Genomic DNA, 14,908 nt, shown 5'->3' with positions numbered 1-14,908 from the left:
ATCCACTGGCATCACAATGGATTGCTTCGCTGCGCTCGCAATGACGATTCGACTTCAAGTCATCCAGCTATAGATTACTCATATTCCAGATCCTGATAGCCGTCTTCGGCGATGTCGGAGAAGCGGGTGATGCGGGCGTCGAATTTCATGCGGATGCGGCCGGTGGAGCCGTGGCGTTGTTTTGCGACGATCAGTTCGGCGAGTCCGTAAATCTGCTCCATCTGCTGCGCCCATTCGGTATGTTCGGCGCTTTCCTTGTTCCCCGGTTCCTTGGCGGCGATATAATAATCTTCGCGGAACACGAACCAGACCATGTCGGCGTCTTGCTCGATCGAGCCGGATTCGCGCAGATCGGAGAGCTGGGGTCGCTTGTCCTCGCGCTGTTCGACGGCACGGCTGAGCTGTGAGAGGGCCAGCACGGGGACATGGAGTTCTTTCGCCAGGGTCTTGAGGCCGCGCGAGATTTCGGAAATTTCATTCACGCGGTTTTCGTTGCCGCGCCCGCTGCCCTGGAGCAGTTGGAGATAGTCGACCACGATGAAGCCGACGTCATGGCGGCGCTTCAAGCGGCGCGCGCGGGTGCGTAGCGCGGCGATGGTGAGGCCGGGCGTATCGTCAATGAACAGCGGGAGTTCCTGCAGCTCGCGGGCGGCGCGGGAGAGATTCTGGAAGTCAGCGCGGCTGATCTTGCCCATGCGCAGCGCTTCGCCGCTGATCCCCGACTGTTCGGCCAGCACGCGGGTCGCGAGCTGATCGGCGGACATTTCGAGCGAAAAGAAGGCGGTCTTGGCCCCCATATTTTTTTCGGGCGGAATGCCGTCCGCATTGTCGCGCAGCCAGCGCGAGGCGGCATTATAGGCGATGTTGGTGGCGAGCGAGGTCTTGCCCATGCCCGGACGGCCCGCGAGGATCATGAGATCGGAATTGTGGAGGCCACCGATCTTGGCGTTCAGGCTGTTGATGCCGGTGGTGATGCCCGAAACATGGCCGCCGCTGTTGAGCGCGCGTTCGGCGACCTGCACGGCGGCGGTGGAGGCGGAGAGGAAACTCTTGACCGAGCCGCTTTCGCCTTCGCCCTCCGACACTTTGTAAAGCGCGACTTCGGCCGCCTCGATCTGCTCGCGAGGATTGACGTCCTCGCTGGTATCCAGCGCATTTTCAACCAGTTCGCGGCCAACACTGACAAGCTGTCGCAGCAAGGCAAGATCGTAAATCTGCGCCGCGAAATCGCGCGCGCCGATGAGCGCCGCGCCATTGCCGGTCAATTGCGCCAGATAGGCCGCGCCGCCCAGTTCCTTGAGCGCCGGGTCCTGATCCAGCATCGGCTTCAAGGTCACCGGGTTGGCGATCATGTCGCGATCGAGCAATTTCATGATCGCGTCATAGATGCGGCCATGGAGCGGCTCGAAGAAATGCTCCGCCTTGATCTTGATCTGGACATCCTCGGCAATGCGATTGTCGATCATCAGCGCGCCCAGCAGCGCGGCTTCGGCTTCGACATTGCGCGGCAGTTCGGTGCCGCCAGCTTCGGCGGCAGTGATTTTCAGTAGTTCGACCATGGGCCTCTCATCCTCCGGTCGCGCGCGTCGCGCAAGGGCTGGCGCGCAATCCATCTGTGGATAAGTCCCGCTTGCTTTTCGGCGCGCATCGCCGCACTGACTATGCCCTTCACCATGGCCGATCCGCGCATCATAGACATCAAGCTCGACGAGCGCACGATCCTGTGGCGCAATGCCGATGTCGAGCAGGAACGGCGGATCGCGATCTTCGATCTGCTGGAGGATAATCATTTCGCGCCCCAGCGGGTCCATGCGGACGGCTATATGGGGCCTTACAAGGTAGTGCTGCGCGTCGAGGACGGGCGGCTGGTGATCGAGATCAATCGCGAGGATGACAGCGCGCTCGAAGCGATCATCCTGGGGCTGGGGCGGTTCCGGCGGCCGATCCGCGAATATTTCGCGATCTGCGACAGCTATTATCAGGCGATCAGCAATGCGTCGCCGCAGCAGATCGAGACGGTCGACATGGCGCGACGCGGCATCCACAATGATGCGGCGGAGATGCTGATCGAACGGCTGGAGGGCAAGATCGCGGTCGATTTCGACACGGCGCGTCGGCTGTTCACGCTGATCTGCGTGCTGCATATCAAGGGGTAGGAACGATTTCGCGGCTGACTTTGGGGGGGCTGCTGGTCCGCATCGGCGCGGGGCTGGCGATCATGGCGGTGACGGCGCTGGCGCTTTGGCTCTATGCGCGCAGTTGGGCACCCGCGCGGGACCAATATCCGGTGCAGGGCGTTACGATCAGCGCGGAGAATGGCGTTGTAGACTGGGGCACCTTATCGGCTCAGGGGGTTGATTTCGCCTATATTCGCGCAGCCAGAGGCGCGGCCGGGCGCGACCCGGCCTTTGCCGCCAACTGGAGCGGCGCGCGGACGGCGGGGCTGCGTTATGGCGCGATGCTGGACTATAGCCTGTGTCGGCTGGCGAGCGATCAGGCCACCCGTTTCGTGACGACGGTGCCGCGCGACAATGCCGCCCTGCCCCCGGTGATCCGGCTGGCGTTCGACCCCGGTTGCACCGCGCGGCCGGGGCGTGACCTGCTGCTGTCGGAACTCAATACCCTGGTCAATCTGATCGAAAGCCATGCGGGCAAGACGGTGTTGCTCAACGTCACCGAGGATTTCGACAAGCTGTACGATGTGGGTTCGGGGATCAACCGCACACTCTGGCTCGATGGGAATTTCTTTCCGCCGGATTATGCAACCCGGCCCTGGGTGATGTGGACAGCCAGCGACATGCGGCATATCGACGGCGTCGACGGGTCGGTGAGATGGGATGTGGTGGCACCATGAGCGAGACGGAAGACCAGGTGGCGCTGCTGATCGCCGCTGCCCGCGGCGCGATGGCCCATGCCCATGCGCCCTATAGCCGCTTTGCGGTGGGGGCGGCGGTGCGGTTGACCGATGGCAGCATCGTGACCGGCTGCAATTTCGAGAATGCAAGCTATGGCCTGTCGCTCTGTGCCGAGACAGTAGCGCTGGCGACCGTCAATGCGCAGGGCCGCTTTGCCGATGTCGCCGCGATCGCCGTGGTCGGCGGCGCGATGGACGCGGCGGAGGAAGCGCTGGTCACGCCCTGCGGCCGGTGCCGTCAGGTGATGAACGAGGCCGAACAGATGGCGGGCCGCGCCATCGCCGTCTATTGCGCCACACCATCTGGCAGCCGTGTCACCGAGCATCGCATCGCCGATCTTCTTCCCCACGCCTTCGGCCCCGCCGATCTGGGCATCACCCCCATCAGGAAAAGCTGAAAAGACCATCATGGCCATTCTTTCCGACAAATGGATTCGCGACAAAGCCCTCTCCACCGGCATGATCGAGCCGTTCGTGGAGAGCCAGAAGCGCGACGGCTGCATCAGTTACGGCCTGTCCTCCTATGGCTATGATGCGCGGGTGGCGGACGAGTTCAAGATCTTCACCAATATCGACAGCACCATCGTCGATCCCAAAAATTTCGACACCAACAGCTTTGTCGATCGCAAGACCGACTGCTGCATCATTCCGCCCAACAGCTTCGCGCTGGCGCGGACGGTCGAATATTTCCGGGTGCCGCGCGACGTGCTGGTGATATGCCTTGGCAAATCCACCTATGCGCGGTGCGGCATCATCGTGAACGTCACGCCGCTGGAGCCGGGCTGGGAGGGGCATGTGACGCTGGAATTTTCCAACACCACCCCCCTGCCCGCCAAAATCTACGCCAATGAAGGGGCGTGCCAGTTCCTGTTCCTGCAGGGCAATGAGCCGTGCGAGGTCAGCTATGCCGACCGGGCGGGCAAATATATGGGGCAGCAGGGCGTGACATTGCCCAAGCTGTAACGCTGTGCGAGACGTGGCGTCATGAGTTGGTGGCGCAGATGGTTAGGGTGCAAAGTCGCGCCAGCGGTGGTCAGAGCGCCCAGCGTGGGCACGGATCGCCGTGTCTATGCGATCGGCGACGTGCATGGTCGGATGGACCTGCTCGACACGCTGCTCGACATGATCGCGCAGGACGATGCGGGGCGCGGTCCCGCGAAGCTGATCCTCATCTTCCTGGGCGACCTGATGGACCGGGGCGATGCCTCACGCGCGGTGATCGAGCGGGTCATGGCGCTGATCGGATCGGGCGGCGACGTGCGCTGCCTGCAGGGTAATCATGAGGAATTGTTCATCGCCGCCGCGCGGGGTGACATAAGGGTGATGCCGACATTCCGGCGCATGGGGGCTGAGCAGACTTTGGAAAGCTATGGCCTTGGTCCCGGTCGATTTCCAGTGATGAGCGACGCCGAGATCATCGAGTGGATGCTGCATCATGTGCCGCGCGAACATGTCGATTTTCTCGACGCGCTGCCTGACTGGACGGAGGTGGGCGATTATCTGTTCGTCCATGCCGGCATCCGCCCCGGCGTCGCGATCGAGGCGCAGAAATCGTCCGATCTGCGCTGGATACGCCGCGATTTCCTGAACCATGAGGTGCCGCATTCGCATATGATCGTGCATGGCCACAGCATCACGCCGGAGGTGGACGAACGGAACAACCGGATCGGCATCGATACTGGCGCATATCGCAGTGGGCGGCTTACCGCCTTGGGATTGCAAGGCACGGTGCGCTGGACGTTGCAGACCCCGGTATGATCCGTCCTGCTGAGCGGATGTGAAAAAGACCGGCAATCCATAGGATTGCCGGTCTTTTTCATGAGCAAGTGAATGGCACGAAGCGTCAGGCGACTTTGGCCTGTTCCTCCAGCACTTCATCCGGGTCGCGCAGCACATAGCCACGGCCCCAGACCGTCTCGATATAATTGTCGCCGCTGCAGGCCAGCGCCAGCTTCTTGCGCAGCTTGCAGATGAAGACGTCGATGATCTTGAGTTCCGGCTCATCCATCCCGCCATAGAGGTGGTTAAGGAACATTTCCTTGGTCAGCGTCGTGCCCTTGCGGAGCGACAACAGCTCCAGCATCGCATATTCCTTGCCGGTCAGGTGGACGCGGTTGCCGTCCACTTCGACCGTCTTGGCGTCGAGATTGACCGACAGCTTGCCGGTGCGGATGACCGATTGCGAATGGCCCTTCGACCGGCGCACTACGGCATGGATGCGCGCGATCAGTTCTTCGCGATGGAAGGGCTTGGTCACATAATCATCGGCTCCGAAGCCGAAGGAGCGAACCTTGCTGTCCATTTCCGCAATGCCCGACAGGATGAGCACCGGCGTCTGCACCTTGGCCGCGCGCAGCTTCTTGAGCACGTCATAACCGTGCATGTCGGGCAGGTTCAGGTCCAGGCAGATGATGTCATAATCATAGAGCTTGCCCAGATCGAGGCCTTCTTCGCCCAAATCGGTGGTATAGACATTGAAGCCTTCGGTCGTGAGCATAAGCTCGATCGCCTTGGCCGTCGTCGGTTCGTCCTCAATCAGCAGCACGCGCATGTGAAGCCCCTTTGCGTCGCAGGTCCGTTCACCCCACCAGAACGGCTACTGCTCCAATTCATTAACCAAAAAACTTCTGAACGACAAAGGTTAATTTTTCGCTAACCCGCAGAAAAGCACGAGTCGGAGAAAAACGAATCCGTTTACAAAGAGTTGAGAGCGAAATGATTCACGGCGTGTCAAGATAGATCCGGGTTCGAAACGACAATCAGCAGCCGTGACGTCGGATAATGAAGTCCAACAAGGCCTCCACACGGGCCGGGCGCAATCGGGACGGCGGCGTGACGAGATGCAGCCCATAGGGCGGTGATCGCCAATCCACCAATATCTCTTCCAGTTCGCCCGCCGCCAGCGCGTCGCCGACGATGAAGTCGGGGAGCCGGGCAATGCCCACGCCAAGCCGCAACGCAGGCAGCATCGCTTCGCCACTATTGACGGTGATGCGCGAGCGGACCTGCACTGCGACATTCTGATGCCCAGGGCCAGCGAAGCGCCATATGTCGGGCGTCGTCACGTTGGAATAGCATAGGCAATCATGCCCCCCCAGGTCGGAGGGATGCTGGGGCCGACCCCGCGCATTGAGATAAGCGGGCGACGCGACCAGATGCAGCGTGACGTCCGCCAGGCGTCGTGCCCGCAAGGAACTGTCGGGCATGTCTGCGATACGGATCGTAGCGTCCAACCCCATCTCGACAATGTCGATATGGGCGTCCGACAGGTGCAGGTCGACATCGACCTGCGGATTGTCCCTGGTAAATTCGGCCACCAGCGGCGCGATGCGGAGCAGGCCGAAGGTCATGGGCGCGCCCAGTCGCACGACGCCGGATAGTTCCGCCGTTTCATCGCGCGCCGCTTCCTCCGCCGCCTGCCCCTCGGCCATGATGCGATGGGCATGATCGGCCAGACGCTTGCCGCTTTCGGTCAGCGCCAGGCGACGGCTGGTGCGGTTGAACAGGCTGGTGTCGAGATGCTCTTCCAGTCGCGTGACTGCCTTGGACACGGTGGCCTTGGAGACGCTGAGCGCCTTGGCCGCGTCGGTGAAGCTGCGATGTTCGACCACGGCGGCGAACATCGCCCAGGCCTCAAAATCAGGTAGTCGCATAGGGAAACAATCCGTTTCGATGCTGCTTGTTTCAGAAACGATACTGATGACTAGATTGGCGGAAAGCAAGCCGGAACGTCCCGGTATTTAGTCAAAAGGCCCCGAACCTTGAGGGTTCGAACATCGAAAGGCAGAGCATATGGACATGATCACAGCGAGCCGCATCGAGCGCCGCCCCTTCGCCTCACTCGGCCATGCCAATCATGGCTGGCTGAATGCGCGCCATCATTTCTCCTTCGCCGATTATCATGACGAAGACCGCATGCACTGGGGTGCGATCCGGGTGTGGAACGATGATGAGATCGGTCCGCGTTCGGGCTTTCCGCCCCACCCGCATGCCGACATGGAAATCATCACCTATGTCCGCACCGGCGCGATCACGCATCAGGACAGCCTGGGCAATAAAGGTCGCACGGAAGCCGGTGATGTTCAGGTGATGTCGGCGGGCACGGGCATCCGCCACGCCGAATATAATCTGGAGGATGAAACCACCACCCTCTTCCAGATCTGGGTCATTCCCCGCGCCCGCGGCGGCTCCCCAAGCTGGGGGGCAAAGCCCTTCCCGCGTGGCGATCGGTCGGGCAAGCTGGTCGTTCTCGCCAGCGGCTATGACGAGGATAAGGAAGCGCTGCGCATCCGCGCTGACGCCCGCCTGTTGGGCGGGACGATCAAGGCCGGGACGAGCGTGACCTATGACAGTGCGGATGGTCGTCACCTCTATCTGGTTCCGGCGACAGGTCGGATCGAGATTGACGGACAGACGTTCGAAGCACGGGACGGCGCGGCCATTATCGGCGGCCAGCCCATCACCATCACGGCCCATGAGGACGCCGAAATCGTCCTGGTGGATAGCCAATAGCTTAGTCGGCCCGTCCATCCCCTCCCCGGACGGATCGGCTCGCCGCCCGCGCATCTCCCCTCCCCCTCGCGCGGGCGGCACCCTTTCAATCCCCTCCATATAAGGAGACGCATCATGGCTAAGGTTCTGGTTCTCTATTATTCTTCCTATGGTCATATCGAAACGATGGCGAAGGCGATGGCCGAAGGCGCAGCCGCCGCTGGCGCGCAGGTCGATGTCAAGCGCGTGCCCGAAACCGCGCCGCTGGAAGTGGCCAAAAATGCGCATTTCAAACTGGATCAGGACGCGCCGATCGCGACCGTTGCCGAACTGGCCGATTATGACGCGATCATCATTGGCACTGGCACACGCTTTGGCCGCATGTCCAGCCAGATGGCGGCGTTCCTCGACCAGGCGGGTGGCCTGTGGGCGCGCGGTGCGCTCAATGGCAAGGTCGGCGGTGCCTTCACCTCGACCGCGAGCCAGCATGGCGGGCAGGAAGTGACGCTGTTTTCGATCATCACCAACCTGCTCCATTTCGGCATGACCATCGTCGGTTTGGACTATGGTTTCCAGGGCCAGATGGGCGTGGACAAGGTGCGCGGCGGATCGCCCTATGGCGCGACGACGCTGGCCGACAGCGACGGCAGCCGTCAGCCGAGCGAGGAAGAACTGGACGGTGCGCGCTATCAGGGCCGTCGCATCGCGGAAACCGCGATCAAGCTGCACGGTTGATCGCCCACCGCGCCGTCTAAGCTATTCCCCTGCCTCTGCTTTCGCGCCGCACGAAAGCAGAGGCAGGTTTCTTGAGGCCGATGCATCGCGATGGTGCGTCGGCCTTTTTTTTGCGCCCCGCTACAACAGCCAGCGTGTGGCGCGGGGGGACAGGCGGAGGAGCCGGTCGAGCGCGAAGGGGCCGAGCAGGGCAAGAGCGAGCAAAGCGCCTTTTCCGAGATAGGGCGAGAGATAGTGGATGATGGCGACGTGCAGATACATGATCGTCAGCGAGGCCCGCCCGATGATCGCCACCGGCCCGGCGACAGGCGCGACCTGCGCGGATAGGCGAAACAGCAGCAGGGAAGTCGCGACGCCTGCACCGATGGAGAGCAAGGGCCAGCCATAATCGGAAGCTTTCATGTTCAGCGTGGGAAAGAGGCCTGCCAGCCCTGCGAGCGCGAACAATGCCAGCGGGAGTACCATCCACCCTTGCCAATCCATGCGCGACCATGCCGCCCCGATCCATAGCAGAAGGAGCGCCATCGGCACCGTAATCATGCCCAGCGGCGAATGCTGCGTCCATTGGCCCAGGCCATAAGCGACCGCCAGGAGCGGTGGCACGAACAACGCCCAGCGCCGGTCGAGCGGATCAGGCCAGCGGCACAGCAGGATATTGAAGATTATTCGGGCCATCATCAGACAGGGCACGAACCAGAAGATGATGAAGGGGCCAGCGAGCCATGAACCGCCCAGCAGGAGCGGTCCGATGTCCTGCGGCCAGTCGCGAAAAATCGGTCGATTGCCCTTGAGTGGTTCGATGAGCTGATCGGCCGCGATGCCCAGCGCGAGGAACAGAAAATAGGGTCGCATCTGGCCGAACAACTGCCGCCGGGCGAAGGCAATGATCGGCTGCGGGCGCGAGAGCATGCCTGACAGCAGGAAAAAGAGCGGCATGTGAAAGCTGTACATGGCGTCGCGCACAGGTCCGCGCGTCCACACATGACCGACCACGACGGCGATGATGCCGATGCCGCGTGCGACATCCACCCAGTCCAGCCGACCCGGCGACGGTGTCGCTGCACCGCCGCTATTTTCCCCACTATGTTCCATCGGCCCCACCGCCTATAGGAAGCGACGCGCGCGTCAATTCCACACTCCTTGCTGCCCCGATCGGATTTCTCCTTTGGCCCTGCTTACCGACCATGTTCTGTTCATTGATGGCGAAGCCCTCATTCTCGACAAGCCTGCGGGCTTGCCGGTCGACGCGCCGCGCGATGGGTCGATCGCGCTGGAAAATCATCTGCAATCGCTGACTTTCGGTTTCCAGCGCTGGCCGCTGCCGGTCCACCGGCTGGACCGTGACACCAGCGGCTGCCTGCTGCTGGCGCGCAATCCCAAGGCGCATAAGCGCTTCGCCCAGGCATTCGAGGCTGGCACCGTCGCCAAACGCTATGTCGCGGTGATCGAGGGCGTGCCGACGGACGACAGCGGCCTGATCGAATTGTCGCTCAAGAAGGTCAGCACCGCCGAGGAAGGCTGGCGCATGATCCCGGCCAAGGCGGGCAAAGTCGCCATTACTGAATGGCGCAAGGTCGCGGAGAAGGACGGCCGGTCGCTGATCGCCTTCACGCCGCGCACTGGGCGCACCCACCAGATCCGCGTCCATGCGCTGCATGGGCTGGGCTTTCCCATCGTCGGCGACCCCGTCTATGGCGAGGGTGGCGTGCCGATGCTGCTCCACAGCCGGTTCCTGAGCATTGCGCGCGGCGAAAAACCTGCAGCGGAAGCGACCGCGCCCCTGCCCGCGACCTTTGCCGCCGCCGGTTTCGGCCCGGAGTTGCTGGACGATGCCGGGATTTGAGATTCCCGATGATGCGCTGGAGGAGCGCTTCATCACCGGCGGCGGTCCGGGCGGGCAGAATGTCAACAAGGTGGCGACGACGGTGCAGTTGCGCGTCGACCTGTTCCGGCTCGGCCTGCCGCCCCATGCCTATCGCAAGATCAGGGAACTGGCCGGATCGCGGCTGACGTCAGGCAATCAGATCATCATCCAGGCGTCGCGCTTCCGCACCCAGGAAGCCAATCGCCAGGACGCGCGCGACCGGCTGGCCGAAATGATCGCCAAAGCCCACCAGCGCGACGCCCGCCGCATCGCGACCAAGCCCGGCAAAGCCGCTAAGGCGCGGCGGGTCGATTCCAAGAAAGCGCGCAGTACGGTCAAGCAGGGACGCGGGAAGGTACGAGACGTCTGACATCAAGTTCATATTAACCATTTTCCGATTATGCCCTCCGTCGAAGGGGCAGGAGATGGCATCGACGATCTTCCTAAGCGGAACATATGGCTCTGCGCCAAACAACATGACTAGCCTGCGTTGGTTTGCCGTTCCCGCCGCCATTTGGATGGCTTTGGCCATGTTATTCGCCATCGCAAAGCCTGGTGTTGGTCTGCCCCAATATATCTTTCTCACCCAAGATGTGCCGGTCGCTGCTGCCATGATCGGCTTTCTGATGCTGGTGCGATTGTCGGGCCAAACCACACGGACTCAATTGCTTATCCAACCCCGAATACTGACTGCCGCCATGCTGGCGATGGCAGGCATCGCATGGATCGGTCACTACTGGTTGATGCAGGGTTACGAATTTTCGCGCGACGAAGATCTGGCGCGGCTGGCAGCAAGTTATATTGCACGGGGCGACTTGGGCATTGCCATTCCTCCTGAATGGCGTGCGTTTCACGGCGCTATGCTTCCCGAATTTCAACACCCCATTGGCGGCGACCGATACTGGATTTCGATTTATCTACCTGGGTCGGCGCTCATCGAAGCGTTGGTTTCCCAGGTTGCGGACCCCGCACTTTCCCAGCCATTACTGCTTCTGATCGGCTTAGCCGCTCTCTGGCAGGTGTCGAAGGTTCTGCTGCCTGATCGGCCGGATTCACGGATCATTGTTATGCTGCTGGCGCTAACGTCCAGCCAGTTGCTGTTCAACGCTATGACGCCCTATGCAATGACCGCCCATTTTGCGCTGAACTTGTTATGGCTTGCTCTCTTTGTAGCAGACAGACCGTTGGCGCACGCTGGCGCAATTCTGGTCGGAGCACTTGCCCTTGGCCTGCACAAGGTACAATTTCATGCTTTGTTTGCAGGGCCAGTCTTAATCATTCTTTTGTACCAACGCCGATGGCTGCTTTCAGCCATCTATGCAATAAGTTATAGCATCTTCATTATATTCTGGCTTAAACTTTACCCCCTCATGCTGGCGCATATACTCGATCTACCGCCTTCTGCGGCAGGATCAAAAAATTTAAGCATTTCACCGCGACTTTATAGCCTTGATCCGCTCATTTACATTCCACGCTTCTTTGCCTGGAACAATGTCCTCCTGCTTCCATTGGCTTTATTGGGCGCTTGGGGCGCAGCAAAAGACGTTCGCAAAAACAAGATCGCGACATATCCTAATCTTCTGTTTCTTGCTCTCGCTGCAGGATGCGCTACCGGCATGTTGTTGACTGTCCATCAGGGGTTTGGATGGGGCTATCGCTATCTTCACGGCTATATCGGACCATTCTGCCTTCTTGCTGGCCGAGGATGGAGCAGCCGTCCGGTAGCCCTTTCGTCAATCCGGCCTGTGCTACAAAGTTGCCTGCTGGCACTAATTTTGATGATTGTACAAGCCGCCATAATCTACCGTTTCGCTACTCCACATGCCCGTGCCCATGCCGATATTGTTGCACGGAAAACAGATGTCGTTCTGGTTGACGCCCGCGGCAGCGTCTTCGGACAGGATGTTGTTCGAATCGACGGTAGAATGTCGCACAAGCCTGTCATTATGAGCATGGCACATCTTGACCCCGCAACGGTTCCCAACTTGTGCCGACGGTATAAAGTGGAAGTTTTTGACCGCGCCGGTTTTGCACGAGTTGGCGTGAAGGGGGCCGATATGGAGCCTTCCTCGACGACCAAGCGCATGGACATGATACAAAATTATCTGGCAAGAACAGGGTGCGTGTCCTGAAGGGACACGAGTATGTAGATATATTTTTGACGAATTGGCGATCGGCGCTGTCCGCCCTATATCGACCCCATGTATGATTTTGCGCCCACCGACGTCGCCGACAAGGCTGCCCTTTATGCCGACCTGCTGTCCGCCGCCGATGCGTTGACGAAGGATGAGCCGGACGCAGTTGCCAATATGGCCAATGTGTCGGCGTTGCTGTGGCAGTTTTTGCCGGACCTGAACTGGGCTGGTTTCTATCGGCTGGTCGGCGATGAACTGGTGCTGGGGCCGTTTCAGGGCAAGCCCGCCTGCATCCGCATTCCGATGGGACGGGGCGTGTGCGGCGCGGCGGCGGCGACGCGCGAGACGCAGGTGGTGGAGGATGTTCATGCCTTTCCCGGCCATATCGCCTGCGATGCGGCCAGCGCGTCGGAAATCGTCTTGCCGATCGTGCAGGGCGGTCGTCTGATCGGCGTGCTGGACCTCGACAGTCCAAAGGCCGCCCGGTTCGACTCGGACGATGCCGCCGGTCTGGAAGCGCTGGTCGCGCTGATCAGCGCACGGATTGGTTGACGGGTTAACCGTCTTTTCCCTGTTGCTCGGAGCTTCCGCCCCGTTTCGGGACAGGATTTTACCGCCCCACTGATAGATAGCGGCGGATCATCATGCTAAACAGGGCGTTAGCATTTCGATCTGCGCGCGCCTTCGCGCGCCGGAAAACAGGGAGCGTTAACCATGCGGATGTCCGGCCTATTCCTTCTGAGCGCAAGCGCCGCACTGGCGGGAGCGGGCAGTCCGGCGCTGGCAGGCACGGGCGCTCCGGCCGCGATGCACCGGCCCGGAACCGCCATGCCAGCCCCCGGCGTCCATGCGCCGCGTCCTGGTGGCCATTGGAACGGCACGCACCGCTGGGGCCAGCGGCATAATGGTCGTTGGCTGGCCGGTTGGCACGCCCCCGGTGGCTGGAACGGCTATCGGCGGCCCGTCTATGGCTATGTCCTGCCGCGCTATTGGGTCAGCCCCACTTATTATATCGCCAATTACGGTGCCTACGGCCTGCCCGCTCCGGCTTATGGCTATGGCTGGTCGCGCTATTATGACGATGCGGTCATGACCGACCGTTATGGCCGGGTCTATGACAGCCGCAGCAATATCGACTGGGGCCGCTATGAGGGCGGCTATGGTCCCGACGATGGCCGTTATGATGACCCCCGCCGCGACAATGGCCTCGGCGGTGCCGCGATCGGTGCGGTGGTCGGGGGAGTCGCGGGCAACCGCATCGCCGGGCGCGGCAATCGCACGGCTGGCACGCTGATCGGCGCGGGCGTGGGTGCCGTCGCCGGCATGGCGATCGACAAGGCGGAGGATGCGCCGCGCCGCAATGCGCCGCTCCCGCCCCGCCGCCCCGGTGCCGCCTATGATTCCGGCTATGGCTATGCCGACGACAGCGTCACCAGCAGCAATGAATATGAAGGCCGCTGGACCGGCACCTGGACCACGGAAGACGGTCGCAGCACGACGGGCACGTATGAAGGCCGGTTTGAAGGCAATGTCCGTGGTGCGGGGGTCGATTATGACGCGCCAGCCTATGCCAGTGCGCCGCACTGGTCGCAGGGCGGTGCGCCCATGGGCGCACAGGGCGGCTATATTTCCGGGGGCTATTATTATCCCGCGCCGGTCGTCACGACGGTAACGGTGCAGCCCGTCATGACCACGACGACCACGACCAGCTATGTTACCGAAACGGTACCAGTTCGCCGGACGGTCCGGCGCGCGCGCCGGACCTGCGCCTGCAAATAAGGATTTCGGGGCGGCCTATGCCGCCCCACACCCGCATTGCCTGCACGAATTGGGGAGCGGGCCATAAGCGCCGGAACGGCTATTTGCGGAAGATGGCTGCCAGTTCGACCGGGAGCGGTGGTTCGTCGCGATGGACGATATTGCGTGCAACAGCACCGCGAATGGCCTCTACCTGCTCATCGGGATCGAAACGGACCCAGCCGGTGCGACTGAGTTTTTCGAGCGGGCGGTAGCGGATCTTATATTGCATTCGCTGCGACCCATCGACCCAATAGCCCAGATACACATAGGGCAATCCCGCTGCACTGGCGCGCAGGATATGATCGAGGATGATGAAATTGCCGAGCCCTGGGCGATAATCAAGTTCGGTGTCGAAGAAGCTGTAGATCATCGACAGGCCATCGCCCTGCCGATCGGTCAGGCAGGCCCCGACCAGCTTGCCCACGCGCCCGTCAATGCCGGGTTCGCGATATTCGATGATATGGCTGTCGACCGGGGTCTGTTCGACCATGTCGGCAAAATCCATCTCGTCCATCTCGGTCATGCCGCCGCCGGGATGCCGGGCGCTTAGATAGCGCTGCAACAGCGCGAACTGTTCCTCGGTGGACCAGGGCTTGCAGGCGGTGACGACCAGGTCGCTGTTGCGGCGGATGAGCTTGCGTTGGGTCGCATTGGGCTTGAATTCATTGGCGACGACCCGAACCGACACACAGGCGGTGCAATCTGCACAGCTCGGCCGATAGGCGACATTCTGGCTTCGGCGGAAGCCGATGCGGCCCAGCGCGTCATTGAGTTCGGCAGCGTTGTCGCCGCTCAGCTCCGTGAAAACCTTCCGCTCGCTCCGTCCCGGCAGATAGGGACAGGGCGAGGGGTTGGTCACGAAAAAGCGGGGGAAACGGAAGGGCGCCGTCACGCGCCTGTCTCCGGTTCATCGCTGCGGCTCAAATCGATCATGGACGGACTATGCCGACCCCATGCGCGCGTGAAAAG

The 14,908-nt window shown here is 61.5% G+C and carries 18 protein-coding genes; 12 read left to right on the top strand and 6 right to left on the bottom strand.

Annotated elements, in window-relative coordinates; all coding sequences use genetic code 11:
- Positions 1-74: 74 nt before the first annotated feature.
- Positions 75-1,559, bottom strand: coding sequence for a replicative DNA helicase (locus V2I08_RS06900; protein ID WP_037476023.1), 1,485 nt, complete (start codon positions 1,557-1,559; stop codon positions 75-77).
- A 114-nt stretch (positions 1,560-1,673) separates the two neighbouring features.
- On the opposite strand from V2I08_RS06900, the gene V2I08_RS06895 reads away from it, so the two are divergent.
- From V2I08_RS06895 to V2I08_RS06875, 5 genes are all read left to right on the top strand, one after another.
- Positions 1,674-2,156 (top strand): UPF0262 family protein, encoded by a 483-nt coding sequence (locus V2I08_RS06895; RefSeq protein WP_037478539.1) that lies wholly within the window; start codon positions 1,674-1,676, stop codon positions 2,154-2,156.
- 62 nt (positions 2,157-2,218) lie between these two features.
- On the top strand, positions 2,219-2,854 hold the full coding sequence (locus V2I08_RS06890) for a GH25 family lysozyme (RefSeq protein WP_405053626.1): 636 nt from the start codon (positions 2,219-2,221) through the stop codon (positions 2,852-2,854).
- A complete protein-coding gene (locus V2I08_RS06885; RefSeq protein WP_349634452.1) occupies positions 2,851-3,312 on the top strand; it encodes a cytidine deaminase in 462 nt (153 codons plus the stop codon). Before V2I08_RS06890 ends, V2I08_RS06885 begins: the two co-directional genes overlap by 4 nt.
- A 10-nt stretch (positions 3,313-3,322) precedes the next feature.
- A complete protein-coding gene (dcd, locus tag V2I08_RS06880) occupies positions 3,323-3,877 on the top strand; it encodes a dCTP deaminase (protein WP_069066552.1) in 555 nt (184 codons plus the stop codon).
- A gap of 21 nt (positions 3,878-3,898) precedes the next feature.
- A complete protein-coding gene (locus tag V2I08_RS06875; RefSeq protein WP_349634451.1) occupies positions 3,899-4,672 on the top strand; it encodes a metallophosphoesterase in 774 nt (257 codons plus the stop codon).
- An 85-nt stretch (positions 4,673-4,757) separates the two neighbouring features.
- Here the strand turns inward: V2I08_RS06875 and ctrA are convergent, their stop codons facing one another.
- Positions 4,758-5,465, bottom strand: a complete 708-nt coding sequence (gene ctrA / locus V2I08_RS06870) for a response regulator transcription factor CtrA (RefSeq protein ID WP_349634450.1) — start codon at positions 5,463-5,465, stop codon at positions 4,758-4,760.
- Between the two features lie 208 nt (positions 5,466-5,673).
- Positions 5,674-6,567 carry a LysR family transcriptional regulator gene (locus tag V2I08_RS06865; RefSeq protein ID WP_349634449.1) on the bottom strand — a complete coding sequence of 298 codons (894 nt, stop codon included), beginning with the start codon at positions 6,565-6,567 and terminating at the stop codon, positions 5,674-5,676.
- A 139-nt stretch (positions 6,568-6,706) separates the two neighbouring features.
- Here V2I08_RS06865 and V2I08_RS06860 point away from each other — a divergent pair, with 139 nt between their 5' ends.
- Both V2I08_RS06860 and wrbA read left to right on the top strand, forming a co-directional pair.
- The gene (locus V2I08_RS06860; RefSeq protein WP_349634448.1) at positions 6,707-7,426 is read left to right on the top strand and encodes a pirin family protein; all 720 of its coding nucleotides are present in this window, start codon (positions 6,707-6,709) and stop codon (positions 7,424-7,426) included.
- Between the two features lie 114 nt (positions 7,427-7,540).
- Complete coding sequence (gene wrbA / locus V2I08_RS06855; RefSeq protein ID WP_349634447.1) at positions 7,541-8,140, top strand: NAD(P)H:quinone oxidoreductase; 600 nt, start codon at positions 7,541-7,543, stop codon at positions 8,138-8,140.
- A gap of 120 nt (positions 8,141-8,260) precedes the next feature.
- Here the strand turns inward: wrbA and V2I08_RS06850 are convergent, their stop codons facing one another.
- On the bottom strand, positions 8,261-9,232 hold the full coding sequence (locus tag V2I08_RS06850; protein WP_349634446.1) for an acyltransferase family protein: 972 nt from the start codon (positions 9,230-9,232) through the stop codon (positions 8,261-8,263).
- Between the two features lie 73 nt (positions 9,233-9,305).
- Between V2I08_RS06850 and V2I08_RS06845 the strand changes: the two genes are divergently transcribed.
- Together V2I08_RS06845 and arfB are read left to right on the top strand one after the other, a co-directional pair.
- Positions 9,306-9,983, top strand: a complete 678-nt coding sequence (locus V2I08_RS06845; RefSeq protein WP_349634445.1) for an RNA pseudouridine synthase — start codon at positions 9,306-9,308, stop codon at positions 9,981-9,983.
- A complete protein-coding gene (gene arfB, locus V2I08_RS06840) occupies positions 9,970-10,374 on the top strand; it encodes an alternative ribosome rescue aminoacyl-tRNA hydrolase ArfB (protein ID WP_349634444.1) in 405 nt (134 codons plus the stop codon). The genes V2I08_RS06845 and arfB overlap by 14 nt, the downstream gene beginning before the upstream one ends.
- 163 nt (positions 10,375-10,537) lie before the next feature.
- On the opposite strand, the gene V2I08_RS20595 is transcribed toward arfB, so the two are convergent.
- Positions 10,538-10,738: a hypothetical protein gene (locus tag V2I08_RS20595; protein WP_405053625.1), complete on the bottom strand. Its 201-nt coding sequence runs from the start codon at positions 10,736-10,738 to the stop codon at positions 10,538-10,540.
- A 9-nt stretch (positions 10,739-10,747) separates the two neighbouring features.
- Between V2I08_RS20595 and V2I08_RS06835 the strand changes: the two genes are divergently transcribed.
- The 3 genes from V2I08_RS06835 (at position 10,748) to V2I08_RS06825 (ending at position 13,918) form a co-directional block, all read left to right on the top strand.
- Positions 10,748-12,136, top strand: coding sequence for an MFS transporter (locus V2I08_RS06835; protein WP_405053624.1), 1,389 nt, complete (start codon positions 10,748-10,750; stop codon positions 12,134-12,136).
- Positions 12,137-12,205: 69 nt separating this feature from the next.
- Entirely contained in the window at positions 12,206-12,691 is a 486-nt protein-coding gene (locus tag V2I08_RS06830; RefSeq protein WP_349634442.1) for a GAF domain-containing protein, read from the top strand.
- Positions 12,692-12,859: 168 nt separating this feature from the next.
- A complete protein-coding gene (locus V2I08_RS06825) occupies positions 12,860-13,918 on the top strand; it encodes an RcnB family protein (RefSeq protein WP_349634441.1) in 1,059 nt (352 codons plus the stop codon).
- Positions 13,919-13,997: 79 nt separating this feature from the next.
- Here the strand turns inward: V2I08_RS06825 and V2I08_RS06820 are convergent, their stop codons facing one another.
- A complete protein-coding gene (locus tag V2I08_RS06820) occupies positions 13,998-14,831 on the bottom strand; it encodes an arginyltransferase (protein ID WP_310222752.1) in 834 nt (277 codons plus the stop codon).
- Positions 14,832-14,908: the final 77 nt, after the last annotated feature.

The sequence above is a fragment of the Sphingobium sp. MK2 genome (assembly GCF_040170545.1).
Taxonomy (GTDB): Bacteria; Pseudomonadota; Alphaproteobacteria; order Sphingomonadales; family Sphingomonadaceae; genus Sphingobium.
The sequence above is the reverse complement of the archived record's forward strand: the minus strand, read 5'-3'. Positions and strand labels throughout refer to the sequence as shown.